The following is a 22,385-nucleotide window of genomic DNA, read 5'->3' on the forward strand; positions in this document are numbered from 1 at the left end:
GGCGCCGCGCAGCCCCGGATCCGCATGCCCACGGTCGCCCGTGCCGGTTTTTCCTTCGAATTCGGGCCGCGCATGAGCGACACGCCGCCCCTGGGCCACTCGAACATGTGTTCGGTTGGGTGTTAGCCTCGTCTTCACAGGGGCTCGCTGGAGCCCGGTTCTCCACGGAAGACCTGCTGCCGCTCCGAGTGTCGGTGGTTCTCCGTAGCGTTCTTTTCACCAGCGCTTCCCCTGAGCCTTGTCGAAGAACATCCGGCCTTGCACCATCGGCCGGTCGGGGCACGACAGCCTATAGGCGCACCGCCCATCCGCACCGGATGTCATCCAAGGAGAACACCATGCCCTCAGTTGCTGACCGCGAGAAAGCCCTCGAGACCGCACTCGCCCAGATCGACCGCCAGTTCGGTAAGGGCGCCGTCATGAGGCTCGGGAGCGACGAGCGCGCTCCCGTCGCCATCATCCCCACGGGCTCGATCGCCTTGGATGTCGCGCTCGGCATTGGCGGGCTTCCGCGGGGTCGAATCGTCGAGATCTACGGGCCCGAGTCGTCGGGTAAGACGACTCTCACCCTTCACGCGATCGCGAACGCTCAGAAGTCCGGAGGCATCGCCGCCTTCATCGACGCCGAGCACGCCCTCGACCCGGAGTACGCCAAGAAGCTCGGCGTCGACATCGACGCCCTTCTCGTGTCGCAGCCCGACACCGGTGAGCAGGCGCTCGAGATCGCCGACATGCTGGTCCGTTCCGGTTCGATCGACCTCGTCGTCATCGACTCCGTCGCAGCCCTCGTGCCGCGCGCCGAGATCGAGGGCGAGATGGGTGACTCTCACGTCGGCCTCCAAGCTCGACTCATGTCGCAGGCGCTTCGCAAGCTCACCGGTGGTCTCAGCCAGACCGGCACAACGATGATCTTCATCAACCAGCTGCGCGAAAAGATCGGTGTCTTCTTCGGAAGCCCGGAGACGACCGCCGGTGGAAAGGCCCTTAAGTTCTACGCGTCTGTCCGCCTCGACATCCGCCGCATCGAGACTCTCAAAGACGGCACCGATGCCGTGGGTAACCGCACCCGCGTCAAGGTCGTCAAAAACAAGATGGCACCGCCGTTCAAGCAGGCCGAATTCGACATCCTCTACGGTGTCGGCATCTCGCGTGAGGGCAGCCTGATCGACTTCGGCGTCGAGCACGGCATCGTGCGCAAATCGGGCGCGTGGTACACCTACGAGGGCGACCAGCTCGGGCAGGGCAAAGAGAACTCCCGCAACTTCCTGCTGTCCAACAAGTCGATCGCTCTCGAGATCGAGCAGAAGATTCTGGCCAAGCTCGGCGTCGGCGCCGACGGTGCGGCGGCGAAGGCCGCAAACGACGCGGCCGCAGCAGCCGCGGCACCGGCAGCCGCTCCGTCGGTCGCACCCATCCAGCGCAAGCTGGCAGAGCGTAAGGGCGCATGAGCGACAACGACGATCGCCTCGCGCCGGTAACCCCGCTCTTCGGGGCCGGGTGGGCAAAGCCGGGCACCAGGGCACCTGACGAGCCGGAGTGGGCTGACCCCGACGAGTCCGCGTCGTTCGAGGCGCGGGCCACTCGGGGCGACGCCGAGGCAGCCGATGGTGGGATCGCCGACATCGGTGGGCATTCCTCACACGGGCCTGCGTCGCAGCGGGGCCGTGCCGCGGCTGAGCCTGACGGTGCCGTGGTCTCGGCCCTGCCGACCTACGCCGCGTTTGCGGCCCGGTCTGAAGGCCCCGAAGCCGGCCCGGACGTCCAGCCCGACCCCGAAGCAGAGCCCGAAACAGAGCCCGAACCCCAAGAGACGTACGACGCGGCCAAGGCGCGAGCGGAGAACATCAGCCTGCATGCGCTCTCCCGCCGGGGTGTCTCATCGGCCGAAATGACCAAGACCCTTCGGTCGCGTGATCTCCCTGACGAGGTCGTCGCCGAAGAGATCGAGCGTCTCGAGCGAGTCGGGCTGCTCAACGACGATGAGCTCGCCGAAAACCTGGTCCGCAGCAAGCAAGATCGCAAGGGCCTGGGCAAGGGCGCTATCACGGCCGAACTCCGTCAGCGCGGTGTCGCACAGGAGTCGATCGAGGCGGCCATCGCCGAGATCGACGACGACGAGGAGCAGGCACGCGCCGACGATTGGGCGACCAAGCGTGCCGGGCAGCTCCGTGGTCTCGACCAGGCGACGGCCGAGAGGCGACTCAACGGCTACCTGATGCGGCGGGGTTACCGGTCGGAGGTCATCCGACGAGCGGTCGAGAAGGCTCTGCCCCGGGGTGGGTCCCGCGGCGGAGGATCGCGCGGGGGCGTTCGATTCGAGTGAGGGGTCGCGGATCCTCGGCTCCGACATCGTCGGGTACGAGGCGCGGCCCGCAAAGATTTACACTGGAGCACTATGTCGACGGTCCTCGAAACCAGCGCACCCGTTCCTACGGATGCCCGCGCACGCACCTATGAGGTGCGCACCTTCGGGTGCCAGATGAACGTCCACGACTCCGAGCGGCTCAGCGGATCGCTCGAAGCTGCCGGCTACGTACCCGCCGACGGGGCCGAGGCCGACATCGTCGTCATCAACACGTGTGCGGTGCGAGAGAACGCCGACAACAAGCTCTATGGCACGCTCGGGCACCTGGCTCAGACGAAGCGCAACCACGAGGGCATGCAGATCGCTGTCGGGGGATGCCTCGCCCAGAAAGACAAGTCGGTCATCCTCGACCGAGCGCCGTGGGTCGACGTCGTCTTCGGCACGCACAACATGGGCGCTCTGCCGACTCTGCTGGAGCGTGCGCGTCACAACGACGAGGCGCAGCTCGAGATCCTCGAGTCGCTCGACGTCTTCCCTTCGACGCTGCCGACGAAGCGCGACTCGACCTACAGCGGATGGGTCTCGATCTCGGTCGGCTGCAACAACACCTGCACTTTCTGCATCGTGCCCGCGCTCCGGGGCAAGGAGAAAGACCGCCGTCCCGGCGAGATTCTGGCCGAGATCCAGGCCCTCGTCGACGATGGCGCCGTCGAGGTGACGCTCCTCGGGCAGAACGTCAACTCGTATGGCGTCGAGTTCGGAGACCGGGGCGCCTTCGCGAAGCTGCTTCGTGCCGCCGGTCAGATCGACGGTCTCGAGCGCATTCGGTTCACCAGCCCCCACCCCGCCGCCTTTACCGACGATGTCATCGACGCGATGGCCGACACACCCTCGGTCATGCCGCAGCTTCACATGCCCCTGCAGTCGGGGAGCGACCGGATCCTCAAGGCCATGCGCCGCAGCTATCGCAGCGAGAAGTTCCTTGGCATCCTCGATCGTGTCCGCGCGCAGATGCCCGATGCGGCTATCAGCACAGACATCATCGTGGGTTTCCCCGGCGAGACCGAAGACGACTTCCAAGAGACGCTCCGAGTCGTCGAGCAGTCGAGGTTCGCTACCGCCTTCACATTCCAGTACTCCGTCCGCCCGGGCACACCCGCCGCCGACTACGCTGATCAGATTCCCAAGGCGGTCGTCCAGGAGCGCTTCGAGCGTCTCGCCGCTCTGCAAGACCGCATCTCGTACGAAGAAAACCAGAAGCAGGTCGGGCGCGTGGTCGAGCTCCTGGTGGCAACCAACGAGGGGCGCAAAGACGAGGCTACACACCGGCTCTCGGGTCGCGCGCAAGACTCGCGTCTCGTGCACTTCGAATTGCCCGCGGGCATCGAGGCGCCCCGTCCCGGAGACATGGTCACGGTCGAGATCACCGAGGCGAAGCCGTTCTACCTGCTTGCCGATCAGACGGCGACGACCCCGTTCTCCGTTCGGCGTACCCGAGCGGGCGACGCGTGGGATCTCGCCCAGGCGGCCTCCTGCGGAGTGCCCAGCGGCTCGACGGGTGTGACGTCGGCCACGAAGCCGCGGGTGTCGCTCGGCCTGCCCACGCTTCGGGTGTCGACGACGCCGATTTACGATTCGTCCGACTCCGAACGGTAGGCGCGTCGCCAGTGAGCGCGTTGCCGCGCCTCGATTTCGCCGTCGTCGTGGGGGCGACCGGCACCGGTAAATCGACTTTCTCGCTCGACCTCGCCGACGAACTCGCCACTCGCGGGCGCACCGCCGAGGTAGTCAATGCCGACGCGATGCAGCTGTACCGGGGCATGGACGTCGGCACCGCGAAGCTTCCGCTTGCTGAACGCCGGGGTATCCCGCATCACCTGTTCGACGAACTCGACGTCACTGACGAGGCCAGCGTCGAGTGGTACCAGCGACGGGCACGCGAGGTTGCGAGCAGCATCTTCGAGCGGGGGGCCGTCCCGATCCTGGTCGGCGGCTCAGGTCTCTACGTGTCGGGGGCCGTCTTCGACTTCGCCTTTCCCGGCACAGACGAGGTCGTCCGCCACAAATACGAGTCGCAGTTGACGGCAGAGGGCGTCGGCGCTGTCTACCGCCTTCTCCTCGAGCGTGATCCGGATGCGGCACGGGCGATCGGCCCGCATAACGGCCGACGCATCGTCCGGGCCCTTGAGGTGGGCGAGCTCACGGGAAGGCCGTTTGCGGTGGGCCTGCCCGACGACGCCCCGACGTGGCATTCGCCCGCGTTTTTCGGGCTCGAAGAGACGCGTGACATCCTCGTCGAGCGACTCGACGACCGAGTGGACGGCATGTGGCGTGACGGGCTCCTCTCCGAGGTCGAGAGATTGCGAGAGCAGGGGATCGAACGGGGCGTGACCGCGAGCCGAGCCATCGGCTACTCACAGGCCCTGCAGCAGCTTCGCGGCGAGGTCTCCGAGGGCGAGGCGAAAGACTCGACCAAGCTGCTCACACGGAGGTACGCCCGCCGACAGGTGAGCTGGTTCCGGCGGTATCCGAGGGTCGCCTGGTCGAGGGCAGGGAGCGCAGGATCCGTGTCAGCCGCCGCCGATACACTCGTGGGGTGACCACCACCGTCCGCTTCACCAAGGGCCAGGGCACGGGTAACGACTTCGTGCTGTTCTCCGACCCCGATGGCTCGTTCGATCTCACACCGGATCGCATCCGCGCGCTGGCCGATCGCCGATTCGGTGTCGGCGGCGACGGCGTGATCCGAGCGGTGCGCAGCGACAGCCACCCCGAGGGTGCGTCGAGTCTGGCCGAAGACGACGGTGCCGAGTGGTTCATGGATTATCACAACGCCGACGGCAGTGTGGCCGAGATGTGCGGCAATGGCATTCGCGTCTTCACGAAGTACCTCCTCGAGCAGGGCCTGGTCACGCTCGAGCCGGGTGAGACCCTGGCGATCGGCACGAGGGCTGGCGTGCGCGACGTTCAGATCAACCGGTCGGGGTTCCAGGTCGACCTGGGGCGATGGGGGCTGACCGACGAGGCCCAGGTGCGGGCTCGAAATCTGCATGCGGCGAGGCCCGGCCTCGGTCTTACCGTCGGCAACCCCCACGTCGTCGTCGCTCTCGCCTCGGCCGATGAGCTCGCCGACGTCGATCTCACGGTGGTGCCGATCCTCGAGCCGAATCCCGTCGACGGGGCCAACGTCGAGTTCGTCGTCCCCGCCGACCCGCTGGTCGCCGACGGTATCGGGCGCATCAGCATGAGAGTGCACGAGCGCGGTTCCGGTGAGACTCTCTCGTGTGGCACGGGTGCGGCGGCTGCGGCACTGGCCGTTCGCTACTGGGCGGGGCCTTCGGCTCCCGATCAGTGGCGGGTCGACGTTCCCGGTGGCACCGTCGGCGTGCGAATGTTCGCGACGGAAGACGGCGAGCACGTCTCGTTGAGTGGCCCCGCAGAGCTCGTCTTCACTGGAGACCTGGTTCTCTAGCGCCTCGGGGGGTTAGTCTTCTCGCATGAAGACCATCTGACGCAGTCGCTCGCCGGATTCGACGTACCTTTCAACGAAGCGCCACTACTGCCGAACTGCGCGGAGTACGCGATACCCCTTCGACGTAGTTTCTCGTTCGACCTCGACGATCTCGGCCATCGTCTCGTTCATCCATCGCTGGAGCGAGTCGGCGCCGAGGTTCTTCGCCACGACGAGGTACGCCTCCATGTCGATGCCAAGGCGAGGCAGCCACTGGCTGAGAATGCCGTGAAGAGCCTCTTTACCGACTCGGATGGGCGGGTTCGACCAGATTCCGTCGAAGACGAGATCATCGGGAACGTCTTGGGGCAGCACGGCGTTGACGTTCGTGAGGCCGACGCGAGCGGCGTTCTCTCGAAGGAGTTCGAGGACGCGCTCGTTGACGTCGACCGCCCACACGGTTGCCTCGGGCGCCCGAAGGGCGAGAGTGAGCGCGATCGGCCCCCATCCACACCCCACATCCAAGAAAGTGCCGTCGCTCGGTGGCGTCGGCATTGATCCAAGAAGTACCGCGGTACCCGGATCGATCCGCCCCGGGCTGAAGACGCCCGCGGCGGTTGCCAGCGTGAGCTCACGCCCGGCGAGCTCGACCGTGATCTCTCTCGGTCGGAGCTCGCTCGAGGGGGAGCTCGAGAAGTAGTGATCGCTGGTCATCACCCCAGATTACTGAACACGAAAGGTCTAATGTGACTCGAATGACAGAGCACAGCACCACAGAGGAGAAGGGCGCCGAGCGCGACGACGTCGTCGACCGGATCCTGAGCAATGCCTCGTCGCGAGCCGGCCTGTCCGTCTTCTCGCCGGCCCAGGCCATCCAGACCCAGGGTCTCGGCACGAGAGGCGACGGTACCGGAGACGATCACCACGACGGCGATCAGTTCGACCGCGAAGACCGGCAGGCGCTTCGGCGCGTGGCCGGCCTCTCCACCGAGCTGCAAGACGTCACCGAGGTCGAGTACCGACAGCTTCGGCTGGAGAACGTGGTGCTCATCGGCGTGTACTCGCAGGGGTCGCTCGGCGACGCCGAGAATTCGTTGCGCGAGTTGGCGGCGTTGGCTGAGACCGCGGGCGCGGTGGTCCTCGATGGGCTCCTGCAGCGTCGCCCCAACCCCGACCCCAGCACGTACCTCGGGTCGGGCAAGGCGCTCGAGCTGAAGAACACCGTCTTGGCCCTCGGCGCTGACACCGTGATCGCCGACACCGAGCTGGCTCCGAGCCAGCGGCGCGCGCTTGAAGACGTGGTGAAGGTCAAGGTAATCGACCGCACGGCCGTGATCCTCGACATCTTCAGCCAGCACGCCACGAGCCGCGAGGGCAAGGCGCAGGTCGAACTGGCCCAGCTGGAATACCTCCTCCCGCGACTGCGCGGTTGGGGTGACTCGATGTCGCGCCAGGCCGGTGGCCAGGTCGGTGGCGCGGGCGCCGGAATGGGCTCCCGTGGGCCGGGTGAGACGAAGATCGAACTCGACCGTCGCCGCATCCACACCCGCATGGCGATTCTTCGCAAGAAGATCAAAGAGATGAAGCCGGCTCGAGTCGCGAAGCGGGCCAACCGGGTGCGCAACACGGTTCCGAGCGTGGCGATCGCCGGCTACACCAACGCCGGCAAGTCGAGCCTGCTGAACCGTCTGACCCGCGCCGGGGTTCTCGTCGAGAACGCCCTGTTCGCGACGCTAGACGCGACCGTCCGCAAGTCGTCGACCGACGATGGCCGGCCGTTCACCTACTCCGACACCGTCGGATTCGTGCGCAACCTGCCGCATCAGCTCGTCGAGGCCTTCCGGTCGACTCTCGAAGAAGTGCAAGACAGCGACATCATCGTTCACGTCGTCGACGGATCGCACCCCGATCCGGCTGCTCAGCTGGCGACGGTTCGAGAGGTGATCTCGGAGGTCGACGGGCGTGACATTCCCGAGGTGGTCGTCTTCAACAAGAGCGACCTGATCGACGAGAGCCAGCGGCTGGTACTCCAGGGCATGGTGCCCGACGCGATCTTCGTGTCGGCCCGCACGGGCGCGGGTATCGACGAGTTGCGCGCGCGGATCGCCGAGTTGCTGCCCCGGCCCGAGGTCGAGCTCGATCTGCTTGTGCCGTTCGATCGCGGTGATGTCGTGTCTCGAATTCACGAGATCGGACGCGTCGTCGACGTCGAATACGTCGCTGAGGGCACTCGGGTGACAGCCCGGGTCTATCCGCAGGACGCCCCGACACTGCAGGAGTTCGCGCACTAGAGGCGGACACTTCTGCCGAGTGCACCAAAACCGCCCCCGAGCTTCGGCTCGAGGGCGGTTTTCGTACTTCCGAGGGCTACTAGAGCGACCGCAGCACAGCGACGACCTTGCCGAGGATCTGCGCGTGATCGCCGACGATCGGCTCGAAGTTCGAGTTGCGGGGGAGCAGCCAGGTGTGCCCGTCGCGCTGACGGAAGACCTTGACGGTCGCCTCGTCGTCGAGCATCGCGGCCACGATCTCGCCGTTCTCCGCGTTGCCCTGCTGGCGGACGACCACCCAGTCGCCGTCGCAGATCGCAGCGTCGATCATCGAGTCGCCGACGACCTTGAGCATGAACAGCTCGCCCTTGCCGACGAGCGTGCGGGGCAGCGGCATGACATCTTCGACCTGCTGCTCCGCTGTGATCGGAATACCCGCGGCGATTCGGCCGACCAGGGGCACCCGGGCGGTGATGTTGTCGTCGTCGTCATAACGGACGATCGAGGGCTCAGGATCCGACTTGGCCGGGTCTTCGAGAAGAACCTCGAGAGCGCGTGGCCGGTTCGGGTCTCGGCGAATCGCTCCCGCCAGCTCGAGTTGATTGAGCTGGTGCGTCACGCTGGAGAGAGAGGCCAACCCGACCGCATCGCCGATCTCGCGCATACTCGGCGGGTAACCGCGGCTGCCTATCGAGTCGCGGATCGCCGTGAGAATCAGCGTCTGCTTCGCGGTGAGGGCCTTCTTTAGAGACGTCACGTCGGCGCCTTGATCGCCCTGGGTTTCGCGTCGTGCGGTCTCGCGTGCCATCTCGCCCTCTCGAATGTCGGTGGTCGCTGGTCTACTGATCCCACCGATCGAAACTGTATCCGGTCAGATATGGCAGAACAAACACATGTTCGAGTGTGTCGCGTGTTTTTTGTCGAATTTCTGGTACCGAGCTCTTGAAATCGGCTGTAATCGAAGATATGTTCGGAACACGCCTTCGAGTCCGCAGTCTTACGGGCCGATCGCATTCGATAAGAGAGGCAACAGCATGAGCGCTACGATCACCGCACTGGTTCCTTCTACCTCCCGCGCCGCGACGGTTTCGACCTCGGGTCCGGTCCCCACTAACGTGCCGACCCACCTCCGCATCACGCGCCGTGGTCGCCTGGTTCTGACGCTCGCCGTCGCCGTTGCCGCACTCGCCCTTATTGCCGGCTTCCTGCTCACCGGTGGCAGCGCCGTCGCGACGAGTTCCGCGGGTAACGTCCATTTCGACCACGTCACCGTCGCGGCGGGCGAGACCCTGTGGCAGGTGGCAGAGGGCGTCGCCCCCGGCTCCGACCCGCGCGACGTCATCTCCGACATCGTCAAGTTGAACGACCTCTCTTCGACGCAGGTCATGCCGGGCCAGTCGCTCGCCATCCCGGTGCAGTACAGCCAGAGCTGATCAGGTTTCTGACCGTCCCTCGGCGCCGCGCTCACGCGTGGCGCCGTTCGCGTCTCCGGTGGGGTGCAGACAATGGGCCACATCCGGTGCCGCCTGCAGTCGCCGTTTGCAGTTGCGGCCCGGAGTCGCCAACAGCGGAGAGCCTGTGGACAACGCAGTCGCGGCGCGAGACCGCCCCATAAAATGGTGCTGTGGCTATCACTCTCGACGACCTTCCCATTCGCGACGACCTCCGAGGTCAGTCGCCCTACGGCGCACCTCAGAAAAAGGTGCCTGTCGCGCTGAACGTCAACGAAAACACCCATCCGATTCCCGAAGACGTGGCTCGCGACATCGTCGAATCCGTCGCCGCCGCTGTACTCGAGGTCAACCGCTACCCCGACCGAGAGTTCACGCCCCTTCGCGAGGCTTTGGCTCGCTATCTCAGTGCTGCCCTGGAGCCCGATAAGGCGATCGAGCCGGGGCAGATCTGGGCGGCGAACGGCTCCAACGAGGTCATTCAGCAGATCCTGCAGGCGTTCGGCGGGCCGGGCCGAACCGCTCTCGGGTTTCCCCCCACCTACTCGATGCACTCCATCATCACCAGGGGCACGGGTACCGAGTGGGTCGAAGCGCCTCGAGACGAGGGTTTCGAGATCTCGCCCGAGACGGTCGCCCGCGAGATCCGCCGGGTCGATCCCGACATCGTGTTCCTGTGCGCGCCCAACAACCCCACGGGCACGCCGGTCGAGCTGGCGACCATCGAGGCGGCCTACGAGGCTGCCCGGGGCATCGTCCTGGTCGACGAGGCGTACGCCGAATTCATGCCCGCCGATCGACCCTCGGCGGTCACGCTCCTCGAAGGGCGACCCCGTCTGCTCGTCTCCCGCACTATGAGCAAGGCGTTCGCGTTCGCGGGTGCCCGAGTCGGCTACCTCGCCGCCGACCCTGCGGTGATCGACGCGCTCCGACTCGTGCGGCTTCCATACCACCTGTCGTCGTTGACGCAGGCCGCCGCCGTCGCCGCCCTCCGGCACGCCAACGAGATGCTCGCCATGGTCGACGACATCAAGGCGCAGCGTGACCGTATCGTCGAGACGCTCACCGAGCTCGGCTATCACCCGTGGCCGACGTGGTCGAACTTCGTCCTCTTCGGCGGCGTCGACGATCCCGAGGCGGTCTTCGAGCAGCTCCTCGCTCGCGGCATCATCGTGCGCGATCTCGCGATCCCGGGGCACCTGCGCGTGAGCGCCGGCACGGCTGCTGAGACCACGGCGTTCCTCGAGGCCATGAGCGACATTAGGCTCGGAGCATGAGCACAGCGTCCCAGGCGTTCCGCGATCGCACCGCGTCGGTCAGTCGATCCACGAGTGAGTCGAGCATCGACCTGTCTCTCGACCTCGACGGGACGGGCTCGGCGAGCATCGACTCGTCGGTGCCGTTCTTCGATCACCTCCTCACCGCGCTCTCGAAGCACTCGCTCATCGACCTCAGTGTCAAGGCCACCGGCGATACCCACATCGACGTGCACCACACGGTCGAAGACATCGGCATCACCTTCGGCACCGCGCTGAAGCAGGCGCTCGGAGACAAGGCGGGCATCCGTCGCTACGGTGACGCGCTCGTGCCGCTCGACGAGGCGCTGGTGCAGGCGGTCGTCGACGTCTCCGGTCGTCCCTATCTCGTGCACACGGGCGAGCCGGCCGGGTTCGAGATGCACCTGATCGGTGGCCACTTCACGGGGTCGATGGTTCGCCACGTCTTCGAGGCGATCGCGTTCCACGCGGGGCTCACCGTGCACATCACCGTGCTCGGCGGTCGTGATCCGCACCACATCGCCGAGGCAGAATTCAAGGCTTTCGCTCGGGCACTTCGGGCTGCCGTCGAGCCCGATCCTCGCGTCGAGGGTATTCCCTCGACGAAGGGTGCTCTGTGACGGCCGCCGGTGCCCGCCCGAGGGTCGTCGTGCTCGACTACGGCAGCGGCAACGTGCACTCGGCCATCAAAGCGCTCGAGCTCGCCGGCGCCGATGTCGAGCTCACTGCCGAGAGCGACCGCGTGGCCAAAGCCGACGGGTTGTTCGTTCCCGGTGTCGGTGCGTTCTCCGCGGTGATGAGCCAGCTCGAGTCCGTCCGCGGCGCCGAAAAGATCGATCGGCGTCTGGCGGGCGGCCGACCAGTCCTCGGCGTCTGTGTCGGAATGCAGGTGCTCTTCGACCGGAGCGTCGAGCGTGGCTCCGAGGTCGACGGCCTCGGCGAATGGCCCGGCGTCATCGACGAGTTGAAGGCGGAGGTTCTGCCGCACATGGGCTGGAACACCGTCGACGCGCCGACCGAGTCGCTTCTCTTCGACGGCGTCCGCGACGAGCGCTTCTACTTCGTCCACTCCTTCGCGGCCCAGTCCTGGAGCCTCAAGGGGCACGGGGCCCGCAAGGGCCCGCTCGTCACCTGGGGCGATCACGGCGGTCCGTTCGTCGCCGCGGTCGAGAACGGCCCCCTCTGGGCCACCCAGTTCCACCCTGAGAAGTCGGGCCAACCCGGCATCCGCCTGCTGACTAACTGGCTGCAGACGCTGTAGTCCGTTGACGAAGCCGGCCGTGCCGGATCCTTCATCTCTCCGCCCTTCCTCCCCAGAAAGCACCATGAGCGAGATCACCTCCACCCCCGCCCTCACCCTTCTTCCGGCTGTCGACGTCGCCGACGGCAAGGCGGTCCGCCTCACCCAGGGGGAGGCCGGCACCGAGACGAACTACGGCGACCCGGTCGATGCAGCAGCCGACTGGAAAGACCAGGGTGCGGAATGGCTGCACCTCGTCGACCTCGACGCCGCCTTCGGTCGAGGGCACAACCGGGAGGTCATCCGCCGAGTGATCAAGCAGGTCACCGGCATCCACGTCGAGTTGTCGGGCGGTATCCGCGACGACGCATCCCTCGAGGCCGCACTCGAGACGGGCGTCAAACGCATCAACCTCGGCACGGCCGCGCTCGAAAACCCGGAGTGGGCGGCGTCGGTCATCGCACGCTACGGCGACGCCATCGCGGTCGGGCTCGATGTGCGCGGCACCACGCTGGCCGCACGGGGCTGGACCAAAGAGGGCGGCGACCTGTTCGAGGTGCTGGCTCGGCTCGAAGACGCCGGCTGCGCTCGATACGTGGTGACCGACGTCACGAAAGACGGCACCCTCCAGGGTCCGAACGTCGAGCTGCTGAAGCAGGTCATGGAGAAGACCGATCGCCCCGTCGTCGCGTCCGGCGGTATCTCGAGCCTCGACGACCTGATCGCTCTTCGCGAATTGGTGCCGCACGGCCTCGAGGGCGCAATCGTGGGCAAGGCGCTGTACGCCGGTGCGTTCACTCTTGCGGCTGCCCTCGACGTCGCCGGGCGCTGATGGCGGCGAGTTCCCACCACGGCGATCACGGCGATTCCGATCGAGACAGTGCAGGCACACCCTGGGCCGGCCGAACTTTTCAGGCGCACGACACGGCCTACGCCGCCGACGACGGAACAGCCGATGCAGGGCTTCTCGATGCGCTGAAGCGTTTCCGCGCCCAGGAGGTCGGCGAATCGGCAGTGGTCGACGCGCTGCGCTCGGCCCGTCTGCTGATCCCGCTGATCGCCCACGCGGGCGACGAGGGCGTCAACGAGCACGGCGTGACCGTCGACAAGACTCAAGAACTCGCGATCGTCACCGTCGAGGGCCCCGACGGGCGGAGCGTGCTACCGGCGTTCACCTCGGTCGCGGCCCTCTCGACCTGGAACCCCACGGCTCGGCCTGTGCCGGCCGAAGCTCGTCGCGTGGCCATCGCGGCGGCGGGGGAGTCGACCGAGCTCCTGGTGCTCGACCCCGGCTCCGAGACCGAGTTCGGCATTCGGCGACCTGCACTGTGGGCGCTCGCCCAAGACCTGCCGTGGGTGGCGTCCTACGCCGACGACGAGGTGGCAGAGGCTTTCCTGCGTCCCACCTCCGACGAGCAGTCCGTCGCCAGCGTCACGGTCGCCGCTTCGTCGGCGAGTGCACGACTGAGCGGCCCCGAGCTCGTCGTCGAGCTGGGGCTGCGGCCGGGCCTTGATCGCGACGCGCTGGCAGCACTGCTCGCGAGACTGCAGTCCGCCTGGGCGTCCGATGAGGTCATCGCGAAGCGCGTCGACAGCATGGCCGTGCGCGTCGTGGCTGCGGTCTGACGACAGAGCGCGCTCGACAAGGATCCGGGTGCGGCGCCGCGGACCGTCCCGTCAGTTGACCGGGCCGGTGTACTTCTCGCCCGGCCCCTTGCCCACCGGATCGGCGATGGGCGACGCCTCGCGGAACGCCAGCTGCACGGTACGGAGCCCGTCGCGAAGGGCGCGGGCGTGGGTGTCGCCGATCTCGGGCGCCGCGGCAGTAACCAGCCCGGCCAGAGCCGTGATGAGTTTGCGGGCCTCGTCGAGGTCGATCTGGGTCTCGGGTGCGTCGGCGAGCCCGAGCTTGACGGCGCTCGCACTGAGCAGGTGAACCGCGACCGTGTTGATGACCTCGACCGCCGGAACGTCGGCGATATCGCGCTCGGCCCCGATCTCTTCGACCCCGTCGCCCACCGCGTCGTAGGGGGAGATGTGGTCGTCGGCTGGCGGGTTGTGGCTCACAAGCGATCTCTCTGCTAGGCTTCATGCGGCTACGGGGCTTTACGCCCTGTTCGAAAGAGGAGTTTCTCCCACCCGCGACTTCAACGTTACCGGGTAGTTACACCCCGCACGGCATCGAGACGAAGGTTTTGAGGCCAGCAGCTTTAAGGGTGTCGTGTTGGCGTCAGCCGGCATGTGACTTCCTCTTTTTCGCCCGCCCGACCACCCGTCGAGTGTTGATCAAGAATTAGAGGAGTCCCGCATCAGCGATCCCCGTACCAACGACCGCATCCGCGTCCCTGAGGTCCGACTTGTCGGGCCCGCCGGCGAGCAGGTGGGCGTTGTCCCCATCGCCATGGCCCTGCGTCTCGCGCAAGAGGCCGACCTGGATCTGGTCGAAGTTGCACCGAACTCGAAGCCGCCCGTGGCAAAGATCATGGATTACGGCAAGTTCAAGTACGAGGCTGCGCAGAAGGCCAAAGAGGCTCGGCGCAACCAGGCGAACACGATTCTTAAAGAGGTCCGTTTTCGCCTGAAGATCGACAAGCACGACTACGAGACCAAGCTCAAGCGCGCTGAGGGCTTCCTCCAGTCGGGCGACAAGGTCAAGGCCATGATCTTGTTCCGAGGCCGCGAGCAGTCGCGACCCGAGCAGGGCGTGCGTCTGCTTCAGCGCTTCGCCGAAGATGTCGCCGAGTGGGGCACCGTCGAGAACAACCCCACGATCGATGGCCGCAACATGGTCATGGTGATCGGCCCGCTGAAGAACAAGGCCGAGGCGAAGGCCGAATCCGAGGCTCGCAAGCAGGCCAACAAGCCCCCCAAGCACCCCGCCCCCGCGGCAGCCGACGCTGCCGTCGCCGAGACCACGACCACCGAGGCATCGGCCGAGTAGGCACCACCTACTCGTTCCGCCCCGAGGTTCCAGAGAAGAAAGCAACGACTATGCCCAAGATGAAGACCCACTCCGGCTCGAAGAAGCGGTTCAAGGTCACCGGCACCGGCAAGCTGATGAAGCAGCAGGCCGGCATGCGTCACAACCTCGAGGTCAAGAGCGCGAAGCGCAAGGCCCGCCTGAACCAAGACCAGGTGCTGGCCCCGGCCGACGCCAAGGTCATCAAGAAGCTTCTCGGCCGCTGACCCCTGGTCGGCATCCGTCTAATCGTTAGGAACTAAGAACAATGGCAAGAGTCAAGAGAGCGGTCAACGCCGCCAAGAAGCGTCGCGTCGTCCTCGAACGCGCCGAGGGCTACCGCGGTCAGCGTTCGCGCCTGTACCGCAAGGCCAAGGAGCAGGTCACCCACTCCCTCGTCTACTCGTACCGCGACCGCCGTGCCAAGAAGGGCGAGTTCCGTCGCCTGTGGATCCAGCGCATTAACGCTGCGTCGCGCGCGAACGGCCTCACCTACAACCGCCTCATCCAGGGTCTCGCCCTGGCTGGCGTCGAGGTCGACCGCCGCATCCTCGCCGACCTCGCTGTCAACGAGCCCGCCACGTTCGCTGGCCTCGTCGCAACCGCCAAGGCTGCGCTTCCCGCCGACACGTCGGCCCCCAAGGTCGAGGCCGCGTAGGTTTCGTTCCCCTGGTCGTGTCTCGTGGCTGGGCACGCCGCTCTCCCCGTAGGGTGGGGGCGTGCCCAGCAACCAGATGATCGACAACCCCCGTTCGCCGCGAGTGCGGGCGGTGGCCAAACTGGCCAAGAGAGACGCCCGGTCTGAGACCGGGCTTTTTCTGTTAGAAGGCCCGCAGGCGGTCACCGAGGCCCTGACGTTCCGCCCCGAGCTGGTGGTCGAGCTGTTCGCGACGCCGACAGCCCTCGAGCGGTACACCGAGCTGGCTCAGGCTGCCGTCGATGCGGGCGTCGAGATCGAGTTCGTCACCGAGCAGGTGCTCACGTCCATGGCTGACACGGTCACGCCGCAGGGTCTCGTCGCGGTCTGCCGTCAGTTCCCGACCGCGATCAAAGACATCTTCGCCGACGACGGCCCGCGACTCATCGCGATCCTCGAAGAGGTACGCGACCCCGGCAACGCGGGCACCATCATCCGCGCCGCCGATGCGGCGGGCGCCGACGCCGTCATCATGACGGGGCGCAGCGTCGATCTCTTCAACCCCAAGGTCGTGCGGGCGACGACAGGTTCGCTGTTCCACGTTCCGGTCGCGGTCGGCCTCGAACTCTCCGCCGTCCTCTCTCGGTGCACCGAGGCAGGGGTCCGAGTGCTTGCCGCCGACGTGAAGGGCGACGATCTCCTCGCCGCGCGCAAGGAGGGCATTCTCGCCGACCCCACCGCGTGGCTCTTCGGCAACGAGGCTCGTGGGCTCACCGACGAAGACCTCGCCCGCGCCGATCGCGCCGTCGTCGTGCCGATCTACGGCCACGCCGAGAGCATGAACCTCGCCACCGCTGCGTCGGTCTGCCTGTACGAGAGTGCGTTCGCTCAGCGCTCCTGATGCCTGGCGAGCATTCGGTAGGCTTGCTTCTCGTGTCAGACACGCCAGCAATCTCCGAAGACTCCGTCGCGAGTGCCGTCGATTCCGCCCTAGAAGCGGTTCAGGCGGCCTCCACCGTCGCCGAGCTGAAGGCGGTGCGGTCCGACCATGTCGGCGAGGCGTCGATGCTGGCTCGCATGAACGCCGGTCTCCGCTCGCTGCCGAACGATCAGAAGGCCGCCGCTGGCAAACTGATGGGGGCAGCCCGGGGCCGTGTGGCTCAGGCTGTCGCGGCTCGAGAGGCCGAGCTGGCCGTCGCCGAAGAGGCCGCGCGACTCGAGTCCGAGCGCATCGACGTGACAGCGTTGCCGGTCCGGCGCCGTCAGGGCAGCCGCCACCCGCTGAGCCTCCTGCAGGAGAAGATGGCCGACATTTTCGTGAGCATGGGGTGGGAGCTCTCCGAGGGGCCCGAGCTCGAGCATGAGTGGTTCAACTTCGATGCACTGAACTTCGATGCCGACCACCCGGCCCGAGCGATGCAAGACACTTTCTTCGTCGAGCCTGTCGACCGTCACCTGCTGCTGCGCACGCACACTTCGCCGGTGCAGATCCGCACGCTCCTGTCGAAAGAGCTGCCCGTCTACAACGTCGCCACGGGGCGGGTCTTCCGCACCGACGAGCTCGACGCCACGCACACACCCGTCTTCACGCAGATCGAGGGCATCGCCATCGACAAGGGCCTCACGATGGCTCACCTGCGTGGCACGCTCGAGCACCTGGCCCGCCAGATGTTCGGCGACGAGGCGCAGATCCGCCTTCGCCCCAACTACTTCCCGTTCACCGAGCCCAGCGCCGAGATGGACGTCTGGCAGCCGAACGCCAAGGGTGGCGCGCGGTGGGTCGAGTGGGGTGGTTGCGGCATGGTCAACCCGAACGTCCTTCGTGCGGCGGGTATCGACCCCGACGAATACCAGGGCTTCGCCTTCGGAATGGGAATCGAGCGAACCCTGCAGTTCCGCAACGATCTCAACGACATGCGCGACATGGTCGAGGGCGATGTTCGTTTCAGTGAGCAGTTCGGAATGGTGGTCTGATGCGCGTCCCTCTCTCGTGGCTCGGCGAATACGTCGACCTTCCCGAAGACGTCACGCTCGAGCACGTCCATGCGGCGCTGGTGAGCGTCGGCTTCGAAGAAGAAGACGTTCATCTCTCTGACGTGACGGGCCCACTCGTCGTGGGGCAGGTACTCGAGTTCACGCCCGAGCCCCAAAAGAACGGCAAGACCATCAACTGGTGCCGCATCGCGGTCGGCCCGAACCCCGAGACCGACGACGCCGACGTGCGCGGTATCGTCTGCGGCGCGCACAACTTCGCCGTGGGCGACAAGGTCGTGGTGAGCCTGCCGGGTGCGGTGCTTCCCGGGCCGTTCCCGATCGCGGCGCGCAAGACCTACGGGCATGTGTCCGACGGCATGATGGCCTCGACGCGCGAGCTCGGTCTCGGCGATGAGCACGACGGCATCCTGCTGCTCAAAGACCTCGGCCTCGATCCCGAGGTCGGCGCCGACGCGATCTCGCTGCTCGGGCTCGACGACGCAGCAGTCGAGATTAACGTGACACCGGATCGTGGTTACGCCTTCAGCATCCGCGGTGTCGCCCGCGAGTATTCACACGCCACAGGGGCCGCCTTCAAGGATCCCGCAGCCGCACTCACGCCGACGACTCGCAGCGACTTCTCCGTCACCGTGGCCGACGCCGCTCCGGTCCGCGGTCGAGTCGGGGTCAGCACCTTCACGACGGCCGTCGTCCGAGGCATCGACGCCACGCGTCCGACTCCGCCGTGGATGCGCTCCCGCCTCCGGCTCGTCGGCGTCCGCTCGATCTCGCTGCCCGTCGACATCACGAACTACGTGATGCTCGAGACGGGTCAGCCGTTGCACGCCTACGACCTCGACAAGCTCGTCGGCGGTCTCACCGTTCGTCGTGCGGCACCGGGGGAGCACCTCACCACTCTCGACGGGCGCGACCGTGCCCTCGACGTCCAAGACCTCCTGATCACCGACGACGAGGGCCCCGTCGGCCTCGCCGGCGTCATGGGCGGAGAGCGCACCGAGGTCTCGGCGACGACGACGGACGTAGTGATCGAGGCCGCGACCTTCGAGCCGATCAGCATCGCGCGCACTGCGCGCCGCCACAAGCTGCCGAGCGAGGCGTCGCGACGCTTCGAGCGCGGGGTCGACCCGGCCGTGGCGGCGCCAGCTGCAGAGCGCGCTGTCGAACTGCTGGTGGAGTTGGCAGGCGGAACGAGCGACGTCCTCGGATCCTCGTTCGACGAATCCGTCACCCCTGCCTCCGTCTTCCTCGCCGAAGACCGCGCCTCTCGCCTGATCGGCGTCGACTACACCGCGGCCGAGGTCGAAGAATCCCTGCTGGCGATCGGTGCCGACGTCGCTGTCGTCGACGGTGGCTTCGCCGTCACGCCGCCGACGTGGCGTCCCGACCTGACCACCGATGCCGACCTCGTCGAAGAGGTGGCTCGAATCACGGGCTACGACCGCATTCCTTCGGTCCTGCCCGTCGCGCCTCCCGGTCGCGGTCTCACTCGCGAGCAGGTTCTGCGCCGTGCTGTGTCGACCGGGCTCGCTGCGGCTGGCTTGACCGAGGTGTTCGCGTATCCGTTCCTGTCGCCCGAGAAGAACGGGGCGTTCGCGCCGGTCCGTGATCGGGCCGCTGGCGTCACCCCGGTGACGCTGGCAAATCCGCTCGACACCGCCGCTGGCGAGATGCGGATGTCGCTGATTCCGGGGCTTCTCGAGACGGCCCGCCGCAACATCTCGCGTGGTCTGCTCGACCTTGCGCTGTTCGAGTCAGGTTCGGTGTTCTTCGTCGCCTCGACGGATGCTTCGACGACAGCCTCGACGGATGCTTCCACCGAAGCCGCTTCACCGGGAACGGACTTCATCCCGGTCGGTGCCGCCAAGCCCTCCGACGAAGTCCTCGCCGAGCTGAACGCCAGCCTTCCCGAGCAGCCGCGTCACCTCGCACTGCTGCGCACGGGTTCGACGATCGAGCGTCAGCCGGGGCAGCCCGCCGTGCAGGCCGACCTCGCCGACGTTCTCGACGACGTGCGGGTGGCTCTTCGCGCGATCGGTGCCGAGTTGACGGTTCGTCAGGGTCGTCACCCGTCTCTGCACCCCGGCCGCACGGCCGAGCTGGTGGTCGCGGGCGAACTCCTCGGTGCCGCCGGCGAGTTGCTTCCCGCTCTGGCTGCCGAGCTCGGTCTGCCCCGCGGGCTCGTCGTCGCCGAGTTCGATCTCGAGCGTGCCATGGAGCTCGCCCGGGTCGAATTGCAGCCCGAGCCGATCTCGGCGTTCCCGATCGCGACTCAAGATCTGTCTCTGGTCGTCGGCGCAGATGCGCCCGCCGGCGAGGTGCTCGAATCGGTCGTGCTCGGTGCGGGTGCGCTTCTCGAGTATGCTCGCCTCGTGGACGACTACCGTGGCGAAGGCATCGATGAGGGCTCGAAGTCCCTCACGTTCGCGCTGCGGTTCCGCGCGACCGATCGCACCCTGACCGCCGCCGAGGCCTCCGAGGCCAAGGCTGGCGCCGTCCGTCTGGCTGGCGAGCGATTCGGGGCGACTCTCCGCGACTGACCGTCGCGAGGCGTCGCCGCCCCGATCCCGTCCAGTCGAACATTAGGGTAGAAGCATGCCTTTATCCGTCGCCGTTGCAGGCGCAAGCGGTTACGCAGGTGGGGAGCTCCTCCGGCTCCTCGCTCAGCATCCAGAATTCGAAGTGACCACCGTCACGGCGTTCAAGAACGCCGGCCAGCCGCTCATCGCGGCCCAGCCGCACCTCCGTTCTCTCGCCCACCTGACACTCGTCGAGACGACTCCAGAGAACCTCGTCGGCCACGACGTGGTGTTCCTCGCTCTGCCACATGGCAAGTCCGGTGAGATCACCGCCCAGCTGCCGAGCGAGACCCTCGTCGTCGATTGCGGCGCCGACCACCGGCTCACCAGCGAAGACGACTGGGCTGCTTTCTACGGCGGCGAGTTCTACGGTGCGTGGACGTACGGCATGCCCGAGTTGCTCCGCGCCGGCGGCAGCAAGCAGCGCGACGAGATCGTCGGGGCGACCCGCATCGCGGTGCCGGGCTGCAACGTGACCGCCATGACCCTCGGGCTCGCTCCGGGCGTCGAGGCCGGGTTGGTGTCGGCTAACGACATCGTCGCGGTTCTCGCCGTGGGCCCGTCGGGCGCCGGCAAAGCGCTCAAGCCGCACCTTCTCGCCAGCGAGATGCTCGGTTCGGCCTCCGCGTACGGTGTGGGCGGAACCCACCGGCACATCCCCGAGACCCAGCAAAATCTCCGGGTCGCCGGCGCCACCGACGTGACGCTCTCGTTCACCCCGATGCTCGTGCCGATGGCGCGGGGCATTCTCGCAACGACCACCGCGAAGCTCGCTCCCGGCGTGAGCGAGGCCGACATCCGCCGCGCGTGGGAGGCCGCCTACGCCGACGAGCCGTTCGTCCATGTGCTGCCCGCGGGGGAGTACCCGCGGGTCGCCGACACTCTCGGCGCGAATGTCTGCCTCATCGGGCTCTCGGTCGACGAGGCGGCCGGCCGCGTCATCGTCGTCAGCGCCCTCGACAACCTCGCAAAGGGCACGGCCGGTGCCGCCGTCCAGTCGACGAACATCGCCCTCGGATTCCCCGAGACCCTTGGTCTCACCACGAACGGAGTCGCCCCGTGAGCGTCACAGCAGCACAGGGCTTCGAGGCCTCCGGCGTCGTCGCCGGCCTCAAGTCGACCGGTAAACCCGACGTTGCGCTGGTGGTCAACCGCGGTCGCAGGGCCGCGGTCGCCGGTGTCTTCACGAGCAACCGTGCCAAGGCGCACCCCGTCATCTGGTCGCAGCAGGTGGTGGCCGACGGCGACGCCCGGGCGGTCGTGCTCAACTCGGGCGGGGCCAACTGCTTCACCGGGCCGTTCGGCTTCCAGACCACGCACCTCACGGCTGAGACAGTCGCCGAGGCGCTCGATATCGGCGCGGGCGACGTGGTCGTTTGCTCGACCGGTCTTATCGGAGTGGGCGACCAGACCTTCCGCGACAAGGTGATCGCAGGATCCCAGTCCGCGGTCGTCGAACTGAGCCCGACGGGCGGCACAGCTGCGGCGACTGCCATCATGACGACCGACACGCACGCCAAAGAGGCGGTCGTCCAGGGCGACGGCTGGGTCGTCGGCGGTATGGCGAAGGGTGCCGGCATGCTCGCACCCGGTCTCGCCACCATGCTGGTGGTTCTGACGACGGACGCCGACGTGCCGGCAGCGAAGTTGCATTCCGCACTCCGGAGCGCCACGCACGTCACCTTCGACCGCCTCGATTCCGACGGCTGCATGTCGACGAACGACACCGTCGTCCTGCTCGCCAGCGGCGAGTCGGGCATCACTCCCGACGACGACGCATTCACCCGGGCCGTGACCGCCCTCTGCGCCGACCTCGCCGAGCAGCTCCAGGGTGACGCCGAGGGCGCGTCGCACGACATCACGATCGAGGTCGTGGGTGCGGTCAGCGAAGACGAGGCCGTCGAGGTGGGCCGGTCGCTCGCCCGCAGCAACCTCCTCATGGCCGCGGTGTTCGGCAACGACCCCAACTGGGGCCGCGTTCTCGCCGCCATCGGTACGACGAGCGCGCAGTTCGACCCGTACGACGTCGACGTCTCGTTCAACGGGGTGCGACTCTGTGCCAAGGGCGCACCCGACCGCCCCGTGACCGACTGCGATATGAGTCCGCGAGCACTGCGGATCCTTCTCGATCTGCATGCCGGCCCCGCGACGGCGACCATCCTGACGAACGATCTCACGCACGACTACGTGCATGAGAACAGCGCGTACTCGAGCTGAGGGCGTG

Annotated in this window: 23 protein-coding genes; 20 read left to right on the top strand and 3 right to left on the bottom strand. The window is 67.0% G+C overall.

Going from position 1 to position 22,385, the window contains the following annotated elements; genetic code table 11:
* The first annotated feature begins 338 nt into the window (after window positions 1-338).
* The 5 genes from recA to dapF all read left to right on the top strand — a co-directional run bounded on the left by recA (window position 339) and on the right by dapF (window position 5,777).
* On the top strand, window positions 339-1,448 hold the full coding sequence (recA, locus tag VH571_RS11345) for a recombinase RecA (RefSeq protein ID WP_055963868.1): 1,110 nt from the start codon (window positions 339-341) through the stop codon (window positions 1,446-1,448).
* The gene (locus tag VH571_RS11350) at window positions 1,445-2,323 is read left to right on the top strand and encodes a regulatory protein RecX (protein ID WP_423264653.1); all 879 of its coding nucleotides are present in this window, start codon (window positions 1,445-1,447) and stop codon (window positions 2,321-2,323) included. Before recA ends, VH571_RS11350 begins: the two co-directional genes overlap by 4 nt.
* 72 nt (window positions 2,324-2,395) lie before the next feature.
* Complete coding sequence (gene miaB, locus VH571_RS11355) at window positions 2,396-3,961, top strand: tRNA (N6-isopentenyl adenosine(37)-C2)-methylthiotransferase MiaB (protein WP_423264654.1); 1,566 nt, start codon at window positions 2,396-2,398, stop codon at window positions 3,959-3,961.
* Window positions 3,962-3,972: 11 nt separating this feature from the next.
* The gene (miaA, locus tag VH571_RS11360; RefSeq protein WP_423264655.1) at window positions 3,973-4,905 is read left to right on the top strand and encodes a tRNA (adenosine(37)-N6)-dimethylallyltransferase MiaA; all 933 of its coding nucleotides are present in this window, start codon (window positions 3,973-3,975) and stop codon (window positions 4,903-4,905) included.
* Complete coding sequence (gene dapF / locus VH571_RS11365; RefSeq protein ID WP_055962512.1) at window positions 4,902-5,777, top strand: diaminopimelate epimerase; 876 nt, start codon at window positions 4,902-4,904, stop codon at window positions 5,775-5,777. Before miaA ends, dapF begins: the two co-directional genes overlap by 4 nt.
* 84 nt (window positions 5,778-5,861) lie before the next feature.
* Here dapF and VH571_RS11370 read toward each other — a convergent pair whose 3' ends face one another.
* Entirely contained in the window at window positions 5,862-6,470 is a 609-nt protein-coding gene (locus tag VH571_RS11370) for a class I SAM-dependent methyltransferase (protein ID WP_423264656.1), read from the bottom strand.
* Between the two features lie 41 nt (window positions 6,471-6,511).
* Here VH571_RS11370 and hflX point away from each other — a divergent pair, with 41 nt between their 5' ends.
* Window positions 6,512-8,047, top strand: coding sequence for a GTPase HflX (gene hflX, locus VH571_RS11375; RefSeq protein ID WP_194605457.1), 1,536 nt, complete (start codon window positions 6,512-6,514; stop codon window positions 8,045-8,047).
* Window positions 8,048-8,126: 79 nt separating this feature from the next.
* Here hflX and lexA read toward each other — a convergent pair whose 3' ends face one another.
* A complete protein-coding gene (lexA, locus tag VH571_RS11380) occupies window positions 8,127-8,834 on the bottom strand; it encodes a transcriptional repressor LexA (protein ID WP_423264657.1) in 708 nt (235 codons plus the stop codon).
* A 226-nt stretch (window positions 8,835-9,060) separates the two neighbouring features.
* Here lexA and VH571_RS11385 point away from each other — a divergent pair, with 226 nt between their 5' ends.
* From VH571_RS11385 to VH571_RS11410, 6 genes are all read left to right on the top strand, one after another.
* A complete protein-coding gene (locus tag VH571_RS11385; RefSeq protein WP_423264658.1) occupies window positions 9,061-9,459 on the top strand; it encodes a LysM peptidoglycan-binding domain-containing protein in 399 nt (132 codons plus the stop codon).
* Between the two features lie 191 nt (window positions 9,460-9,650).
* Window positions 9,651-10,754 (top strand): histidinol-phosphate transaminase, encoded by a 1,104-nt coding sequence (locus tag VH571_RS11390; RefSeq protein ID WP_423264659.1) that lies wholly within the window; start codon window positions 9,651-9,653, stop codon window positions 10,752-10,754.
* A complete protein-coding gene (gene hisB / locus VH571_RS11395) occupies window positions 10,751-11,374 on the top strand; it encodes an imidazoleglycerol-phosphate dehydratase HisB (protein ID WP_194605469.1) in 624 nt (207 codons plus the stop codon). The genes VH571_RS11390 and hisB overlap by 4 nt, the downstream gene beginning before the upstream one ends.
* Complete coding sequence (hisH, locus tag VH571_RS11400; protein ID WP_423264660.1) at window positions 11,371-12,015, top strand: imidazole glycerol phosphate synthase subunit HisH; 645 nt, start codon at window positions 11,371-11,373, stop codon at window positions 12,013-12,015. The genes hisB and hisH overlap by 4 nt, the downstream gene beginning before the upstream one ends.
* Window positions 12,016-12,079: 64 nt before the next feature.
* Window positions 12,080-12,826, top strand: coding sequence for a bifunctional 1-(5-phosphoribosyl)-5-((5-phosphoribosylamino)methylideneamino)imidazole-4-carboxamide isomerase/phosphoribosylanthranilate isomerase PriA (gene priA, locus VH571_RS11405; protein ID WP_423264661.1), 747 nt, complete (start codon window positions 12,080-12,082; stop codon window positions 12,824-12,826).
* Complete coding sequence (locus tag VH571_RS11410; RefSeq protein ID WP_423264662.1) at window positions 12,826-13,620, top strand: SseB family protein; 795 nt, start codon at window positions 12,826-12,828, stop codon at window positions 13,618-13,620. The genes priA and VH571_RS11410 overlap by 1 nt, the downstream gene beginning before the upstream one ends.
* A gap of 51 nt (window positions 13,621-13,671) precedes the next feature.
* Here VH571_RS11410 and VH571_RS11415 read toward each other — a convergent pair whose 3' ends face one another.
* Window positions 13,672-14,031 (bottom strand): DUF1844 domain-containing protein, encoded by a 360-nt coding sequence (locus VH571_RS11415; protein WP_423264678.1) that lies wholly within the window; start codon window positions 14,029-14,031, stop codon window positions 13,672-13,674.
* 271 nt (window positions 14,032-14,302) lie between these two features.
* Here VH571_RS11415 and infC point away from each other — a divergent pair, with 271 nt between their 5' ends.
* The 8 genes from infC to argJ all read left to right on the top strand — a co-directional run bounded on the left by infC (window position 14,303) and on the right by argJ (window position 22,378).
* Window positions 14,303-14,935, top strand: a complete 633-nt coding sequence (infC, locus tag VH571_RS11420; RefSeq protein ID WP_084816184.1) for a translation initiation factor IF-3 — start codon at window positions 14,303-14,305, stop codon at window positions 14,933-14,935.
* Window positions 14,936-14,985: 50 nt separating this feature from the next.
* Window positions 14,986-15,180, top strand: a complete 195-nt coding sequence (rpmI, locus tag VH571_RS11425; protein WP_055962484.1) for a 50S ribosomal protein L35 — start codon at window positions 14,986-14,988, stop codon at window positions 15,178-15,180.
* Between the two features lie 41 nt (window positions 15,181-15,221).
* Complete coding sequence (rplT, locus tag VH571_RS11430) at window positions 15,222-15,611, top strand: 50S ribosomal protein L20 (protein ID WP_055962480.1); 390 nt, start codon at window positions 15,222-15,224, stop codon at window positions 15,609-15,611.
* 76 nt (window positions 15,612-15,687) lie between these two features.
* Window positions 15,688-16,491 carry a TrmH family RNA methyltransferase gene (locus VH571_RS11435; protein WP_423264679.1) on the top strand — a complete coding sequence of 268 codons (804 nt, stop codon included), beginning with the start codon at window positions 15,688-15,690 and terminating at the stop codon, window positions 16,489-16,491.
* Window positions 16,491-17,564, top strand: a complete 1,074-nt coding sequence (pheS, locus tag VH571_RS11440) for a phenylalanine--tRNA ligase subunit alpha (protein ID WP_423264663.1) — start codon at window positions 16,491-16,493, stop codon at window positions 17,562-17,564. Before VH571_RS11435 ends, pheS begins: the two co-directional genes overlap by 1 nt.
* Window positions 17,564-20,122, top strand: a complete 2,559-nt coding sequence (pheT, locus tag VH571_RS11445) for a phenylalanine--tRNA ligase subunit beta (RefSeq protein WP_423264664.1) — start codon at window positions 17,564-17,566, stop codon at window positions 20,120-20,122. Before pheS ends, pheT begins: the two co-directional genes overlap by 1 nt.
* 55 nt (window positions 20,123-20,177) lie before the next feature.
* Window positions 20,178-21,224: an N-acetyl-gamma-glutamyl-phosphate reductase gene (gene argC, locus VH571_RS11450; RefSeq protein ID WP_423264665.1), complete on the top strand. Its 1,047-nt coding sequence runs from the start codon at window positions 20,178-20,180 to the stop codon at window positions 21,222-21,224.
* A complete protein-coding gene (gene argJ / locus VH571_RS11455) occupies window positions 21,221-22,378 on the top strand; it encodes a bifunctional glutamate N-acetyltransferase/amino-acid acetyltransferase ArgJ (RefSeq protein WP_423264666.1) in 1,158 nt (385 codons plus the stop codon). Before argC ends, argJ begins: the two co-directional genes overlap by 4 nt.
* Window positions 22,379-22,385: the final 7 nt, after the last annotated feature.

It is taken from the genome of Frondihabitans sp. 4ASC-45 (assembly GCF_049472575.1).
Classification (GTDB): Bacteria; Actinomycetota; Actinomycetes; order Actinomycetales; family Microbacteriaceae; genus Frondihabitans.